Source organism: uncultured Maribacter sp., from assembly GCF_947500405.1.
Lineage (GTDB): Bacteria > Bacteroidota > Bacteroidia > Flavobacteriales > Flavobacteriaceae > Maribacter_B.
Window position 1 is genome coordinate 502,734 of record NZ_CANMRY010000002.1, and the last position, 6,319, is coordinate 509,052.

General features: G+C 28.9%; 8 protein-coding genes. 4 read left to right on the plus strand and 4 right to left on the minus strand.

Annotation, left to right across the window (positions count from 1 at the left end):
- Window positions 1-100: 100 nt before the first annotated feature.
- The 4 genes from Q0945_RS04365 to Q0945_RS04380 form a co-directional block, all read right to left on the minus strand.
- Window positions 101-559 carry a hypothetical protein gene (locus Q0945_RS04365; protein ID WP_299431142.1) on the minus strand — a complete coding sequence of 153 codons (459 nt, stop codon included), beginning with the start codon at window positions 557-559 and terminating at the stop codon, window positions 101-103.
- Between the two features lie 2 nt (window positions 560-561).
- Window positions 562-924, minus strand: a complete 363-nt coding sequence (locus tag Q0945_RS04370; protein ID WP_299431144.1) for a helix-turn-helix transcriptional regulator — start codon at window positions 922-924, stop codon at window positions 562-564.
- Between the two features lie 5 nt (window positions 925-929).
- Window positions 930-1,472 (minus strand): hypothetical protein, encoded by a 543-nt coding sequence (locus Q0945_RS04375; protein WP_299431146.1) that lies wholly within the window; start codon window positions 1,470-1,472, stop codon window positions 930-932.
- Between the two features lie 217 nt (window positions 1,473-1,689).
- Window positions 1,690-2,667, minus strand: coding sequence for a hypothetical protein (locus tag Q0945_RS04380; protein WP_299431148.1), 978 nt, complete (start codon window positions 2,665-2,667; stop codon window positions 1,690-1,692).
- 341 nt (window positions 2,668-3,008) lie between these two features.
- Between Q0945_RS04380 and Q0945_RS04385 the strand changes: the two genes are divergently transcribed.
- The 4 genes from Q0945_RS04385 to Q0945_RS04400 form a co-directional block, all read left to right on the plus strand.
- Window positions 3,009-3,158 (plus strand): hypothetical protein, encoded by a 150-nt coding sequence (locus tag Q0945_RS04385; RefSeq protein WP_299431150.1) that lies wholly within the window; start codon window positions 3,009-3,011, stop codon window positions 3,156-3,158.
- 132 nt (window positions 3,159-3,290) lie between these two features.
- Window positions 3,291-5,222, plus strand: a complete 1,932-nt coding sequence (locus Q0945_RS04390) for a hypothetical protein (protein WP_299431152.1) — start codon at window positions 3,291-3,293, stop codon at window positions 5,220-5,222.
- Window positions 5,223-5,234: 12 nt separating this feature from the next.
- The gene (locus tag Q0945_RS04395; RefSeq protein ID WP_299431154.1) at window positions 5,235-5,843 is read left to right on the plus strand and encodes a DNA-binding response regulator; all 609 of its coding nucleotides are present in this window, start codon (window positions 5,235-5,237) and stop codon (window positions 5,841-5,843) included.
- A gap of 51 nt (window positions 5,844-5,894) precedes the next feature.
- On the plus strand, window positions 5,895-6,319 hold a 425-nt coding region (locus Q0945_RS04400; protein ID WP_299431156.1), incomplete at its 3' end, for a helix-turn-helix domain-containing protein.

Consider the following 6,319-nt stretch of genomic DNA (forward strand, 5'->3'; position numbering starts at 1 on the left):
TGAGATGGACTCTCAATTTTTGTTTATTAGAGGCCTTAAATTGTGTTTTTTACCTAATTTATAAATCAAAGATTATATTAAATATATTTTTGGCAACTAATTACTCTGATTCAATCCAGTTTTCTAAAATATTGGTTGGATTGATAACAGGAATTGTTATTGATCCCCAAGAAGAGTTTAATAAAATTTCAAAAATAATTCCACGTAAGGTAGAATAAGAAATTCCAGCTAAAGTTGCTCCAAATATTTTGGCAAAGGTAGGTTTTCCACCTTTTTTAATGATATACATATCCTCTAGGTTATCTATTGTATAATGAAAATTATAACGAAATCGTGCTGTATTTTGAGTCTCTCTATCAGTTAAAGTAAGGATAAGATCTAATCCAAATAAAAATCCTTTTTCATCAAGATTATGTGCACTTACATGAGCTATTTTCATATCAATAGCTTCTTCATTATTAAAAGGCTCTTTCAAATCCGAAATTGAAACTTCAATTGGTTCAATTTGTAAGAGGTGAATTTTTTCAGGATTAATATGATTTTGTTCTTTTTTTACCATAATTAGCTAGCATAGCTAGACATAAAATTATATGTTATTGATTTTTTTGATCTCTCAGTTCTAGAAATATAGAATTTTACATACTTATATTCTTTTTCTATATGAATTAATTTTTCTCCTAATGTGTATTCTAATTTGGCTATGGTTTTGATTGTAAAATTATGAGTTCCACTTAACCATTTGCTTACTTCTGATGGAGATTTTCCCATTTTTATTGCAAAATCAGTTTTGCTTATACTTTTTTCTTTTAGAATACGGGCTAGCTTAGTTGATATGGCCAAGTTATGTTTGACCATGATATCAATTTCTGGATTGCCGTTTTCGGATATCCAATCGCTAATAATGTTGTTTTTGTTCTTTTTCATGTTAGTTAGTAATATAGAATCAAATTATTGTCATAATCAATATCTGTATCTTCATTTATCCATTTGATGTCTTTGTTTTGAAAAGCTTGATCTATAATTTTTGTAAGTTGATTAGCAAGTAAAAAATGTGTTTTTACATTAGGACACTCTTGTGCTAGCGCTTCAGTTTTAACTCCACCGTTAAATAGAATTACAACATTTGGGTTTAAACGATGACAATAGAGCCTTAAGTTATTTGGAGCTGTTTTACCATCTTCTGTATAAACGGGTGGTCGACCCATGGCGTAAGGGGGAAGGCCCATTGCTTCACCTTGGTTTTGTTCGTCTCTAAAATACCTGTCTTGTGCTCCATATCTATTGCCTATTTCTGCCAGCCATGAAAGTATATGATTTAACTTTTCAAGGTTGTCTATGGTTTGCTGTTTAACAAAGTTTTCAAACAAAGAATTTGCCGTTTCAATTGGCTCATCGTCCTTATCTATAATAACAGAATAATAACAAACCTTTTGGTAATCTGTTACATGTTTAAGGCGTATTATTCCATTCATTGGTCGGTAAATGTATTAAAAAATTTCACTTATAAGTGAAATTTTGTATTAAATGTTGTGAAATTAAGTTAAAGTGTTGTAAAGTAAAGCTCTAATTAGCTTTTCTTGCTTTACGAGAAAACATAATTGCTATTTTCTTTTCTGTTAAATATTTTTCATCGCATTGTTTGTCAAAAACATCAATTTTATTATCCATGACCTTGATAATCAATATCTATTAATTTACAAAAGAATTTACATTTTCAGAATGTAAAGGCACATATTTTTGGATGATATAGGACGTAATTTCATCAAGGGTTTTACCTGTAATGGGATGAAGACCTGGACTTGTAAAATATTCTATTTCTCCTTCTTTATTCTTAACATACCATATTAAAGGTTTATTAGTTATAGGAGCAAAAAAATCTGTAGCCATACTTACATTTATTTTTTTAAAATTTGCTACTAATTTAGCATCGTATGGTTCTACTTTGGTTCCGTATGTCTTATGTAATGTTATATCGCACGAAACTTCTTCATAATGGTTTTGCGCCCAAGCCATACATTTATTTTCTAAGGGTACTATTGCTTCATCACCAAATATTTCATCTTTATTTATTACTGTTACTAGAAGAATAATTCCAAAAGCAAGACTAGTAGAGCCATTTATAATCCATCTACGCTTTTTCACCTTCAATTTTTCTTTTTTTCTTTCAATTTCTTCTTGTTTCCTCCTTTCTTTTTCCTCTTTGAGTTTTAATTTATTGTTACCTGTAGTTTCTAAATCATCAGGTTCAAGTACAGTTGCAGATTTAGGTTTGTTTAATGGTTTTTTTTCTAAAGTTAAACTTTCAGATTTTAAATATTCCTGCAAAGGCCTTGGTTGAAAATCAATCAACCAACTTACAAGTTCTATAATTTCGGTGCTAGGGTCATATGTTTTTCCTTTTAAAAATTGTATAACAGGAACAAATTTATCTGCTTTATATCCTTTTAATCCTTTTATATGCGCTTCTTTATTTTCTCCTTCTTTAAATTGAAAAAATTGATTTAAAATATAGTCATCATTTTTTTCTTTTCTTCTACTTAATAACCATGAGCAGGCAAGTCTAATTTGTTTCCGAGTAGGCTTAGCTAAATAGCCATTCATTTCACCTCCTTTTTCTTTTTTATACTTCTCTAAGATCTCTTTTTTATAAGTTTCAGACGTCTTCATTTCAATGATTTTGTTGGAATTATTGGAATTTTAATGGAATTCTATGGAACTATTGGAATTTATGGAATCATCTATCGCTACTGCTTTTAACCTCCCCTAATTTTGACCTATCGGCAAGTTGTTGTTATGAAATGCTAACATAACAAATGTACAAAACTAGCTGTTACGGAAATCTGTAATGCGGTTAGCAATTAACCGGATTAAGAAGTAGTTAAGAGCTGCTGCATTACAATTTTTACTTCTTAAAAACAGAAACATTTTAATGGGTGGTTGTTCCTAAAAACAATCTGAGCAAAAGCTCGGACAGCCACTTTATTGTCAAATTTTTAAATATAAATAATATGAAAAAAATTATCATAGCCGTAATGGCACTAGTTTTAAATATGGCCTTATTTTCTTGTAATAGTGATACAGTAGCAGAAACAGATTCCTTGTATGAGACACAAGCTACTGAGGGGGATAATGGGCATGTTGATGATGGAAGAGGATAAGTATTAAACAACTTATTTCTATTACCATCAAGATAGATTATTAAAAAATAAAACTACTTGTTTTGAGCTGAACAATAATATCATTGTTCAGCTTTTTTATTTTATATACATTTAGCCCGAATAAACTTTATTATGTTGAAAAGGTTACTTTTTCTTTTTATAATGATGATACTTTTTATTAGATGTAATAATCATAAATCCTTTAATCTAATAGATAATGATATATTGTCTTTAGTTGAAAGTAGTAAAAACCGAAATATTGAATTAAATAATCAAATAGAATTTATAAATAAGGCATATAAACTGGTTAACAAGTACCCATTAGATTCATTAACACTTGAAATTATATCCCATAAGAGTACTGTTCATTACAATTTTAAACAAATTGATAGTGCTTTTTATTATGATAAACTTTTATTACAAAAATCTCAGATATTGAATAGTAGTTATTTCATGGGTAAAGCTAGTTTGAGAATAGGCTATTATTTTAAAAGCCACCAAGTATACGATAGTGCATATTATTACTATAATCGTTCTAAAAATTATTTCCAAAAAATAAAAGATAGCAGCCAAATAGGAAGGCGCTTGCTTGTTATGGCACAAATTCAACAAGATCAGAATGATTATTTTGGAAGTAAAGAAACAATAACAGAGGCATTAGAATATTTGCGTTCCCAAAAGGATATAAAATATAGAGCATCTTCTTATAATGCTTTAGCGACTAACCATAGAAAACTATTAAATAAATCAGATGCTATAAAATATTATAGGAAGGCGATTGAAATTACAAGCTCTAAAAAGGATAAACTTATTTATGAGAATAATTTAGCTACTGCTTTTATAGATAATAAAGATTTTGATAAAGCAATAAATTTATTAAAAAGTAATGTCATAGATTCTTTGTTTCAAAATAACTCAAAAGAATACGCAAGGTCTTTAGATAATCTAACCTATGCCAAATGGTTAAAAACAGGTAATAATCTTGAGTATCAATTTTTTAAGGCTCTAAATATTAGAAAAAAGAATAATGAAAAACGAGGCCAAATAGCCAGTTATACACATTTAGGAGAGTATTATTCTAAAAAGAATCCAAGAAAAGCAATTGCTTATTTCGATTCTGTAATACGTTTATCTAAAACATTAAAAATTCCTAGAGCAGAAAAAGATGCAATAAAATATCTTATAAAATTAGAACCTACTAATATAAAGCTTAGAGATAGGTATGTTTTTTTACAAGATAGCTTGTATGCACAAGAACTAAAAGTAAAAACACAATTTGCCAAGTATAAATATGACGATAAGCAAAAACAAGAATCTATTTTACGTTTACAAAAAGAAACAGCAGAGAAAGACCTAGCTTATACTAAAGAACGCTATTCTAAAATAGTATACTTATCTGCATTTATAATTGCTTGTTTAATTACAGTATCTGTTTCCTACTTTTATAAAAAACGAGCGGAGTTTTTAAAACAAGAGAACAAATTAGAAATAGTAAAAACTATTTACAAAACGGAAGCAGAATTATCTAGAAGATTACATGACGATTTTGGAGCCAAAATAAACCACTCTATGCTTTTGGTTCAAAATAATACTGATAAATCTAAATTGCTAGATACACTTGATGAACTCTACAACCAAAGTCGTGATTTTTCTAGAGAAATAAATGAAATAGAAACAGGGTCTAATTATAAGAACGAGTTGCTTGAAATGCTTAGCGCCTATACATCAACAAAAATTAAACTATATACCGCAGGAAGTAAGGAAGTAGATTGGACTACTTTAAATGCATTAAATAAAACAGTATTATATAAGGTACTTAGGGAGTTAATGCTAAACATGGCAAAATACAGTAATGCAACAGCAGTTAAAATTACATTTAAAAAAACGCTAGATAGTTTACAAATTAATTATTCGGATAATGGAGTGGGAGCTTCAGAAATGGCAATGAATAATAAAAATGGACTTAAGAATACAGAAAAGCGTATTCAAGCAATTAGAGGAACAATTATATTTGATACTAAAAAAGGAAAAGGTTTTAAAGCCGAAATTAAAATCCCGAATTAAAAAGTTTATAATATGTTCAAAAAAGTTTTAATAGCAGAAGATTTTCAAGATACTAATACGGGTATTGTAAATGCTTTATCTAATAAGTTTAATATTCCTAAAATACAAGAAGAACTCTATTGTGATAAGGCATATAATAGAATTAAGGTAGCTAATATGGCAAAGCAACCTTTTGAGTTATTAATTACGGATCTTATGTTTAAAGAAAGTCATACAAATCGTAGACTTACTTCTGGCATAGCCCTTATAGAGGCCATAAAATCTATACAACCTTCTATAAAAGTTATTGTTAATTCTATGGAAGATAATCCTGTAAAGATTAAAGAATTGTTTAATAAACAGAAAATAGATGCCTATGTATGTAAAGGGCGTGAAAACTTAAATGAGTTAATTTCAGCAATGCATGAAGTCTACCAGAATAACACCTATATTTCTCCTCAAATAAAGATGCATTCCAATAATAATGTTGTTGAACTAGATGAATATGATATCCAAATTTTAACTGAATTGGCAGACGGTCTTAGTAAAAAGGAGATAGCAGAAAAATTTAAACAAAATAAGATTGCACCTAATAGCGAAAGTACTATAGACAAAAGAGTTAGTAAATTATTTGATGATTGAACTTTCCTGAAATAGGTTGACTAAAAATTAATCATTTAATTACAGTCACTTATGAAACCACAAAAAGACCACTGGCTAAAAAAAAGCTATCAAAAAGCAACTTTGGAGACTAAACTTTTGGTCGTTGACCAAATCCTTAACGGTCAAATCTCTAGAAATTGTGCTTCTAAAAAATACGATGTTCCTAGAACAACCATTTCCTATTGGTTAAGAAAATATAGTACCTTGGCACAACAAAATATGGGTATGAGTAAAAACGATGAAATCAAAAAACTAAAGGAAAAAATTGAGGAACTTGAGTTCGTCAAAGACTTCCAACAAGACATTATTGCAGACATGGAACTAATCACAGGTGTCGATATGTCAAAAAAGTCGTTGCCCAAAACATTAGCAAAAGAAATAGAAAAAAAGAAGAAAGACCGTTTAAAAGAAAATGGCTCTACCAATGTTTTGGGATTAGTAAACAAGCCTTCTAC

Coding starts and splice junctions, on each gene's coding strand:
- Q0945_RS04385 (WP_299431150.1), top strand. CDS start 3,009: ATGAAAAAAATTATCATAGCCGTAATGGCACTAGTTTTAAATATGGCC.
- Q0945_RS04370 (WP_299431144.1), bottom strand. CDS start 924: ATGAAAAAGAACAAAAACAACATTATTAGCGATTGGATATCCGAAAAC.
- Q0945_RS04395 (WP_299431154.1), top strand. CDS start 5,235: ATGTTCAAAAAAGTTTTAATAGCAGAAGATTTTCAAGATACTAATACG.
- Q0945_RS04380 (WP_299431148.1), bottom strand. CDS start 2,667: ATGAAGACGTCTGAAACTTATAAAAAAGAGATCTTAGAGAAGTATAAA.
- Q0945_RS04390 (WP_299431152.1), top strand. CDS start 3,291: ATGTTGAAAAGGTTACTTTTTCTTTTTATAATGATGATACTTTTTATT.
- Q0945_RS04365 (WP_299431142.1), bottom strand. CDS start 559: ATGGTAAAAAAAGAACAAAATCATATTAATCCTGAAAAAATTCACCTC.
- Q0945_RS04375 (WP_299431146.1), bottom strand. CDS start 1,472: ATGAATGGAATAATACGCCTTAAACATGTAACAGATTACCAAAAGGTT.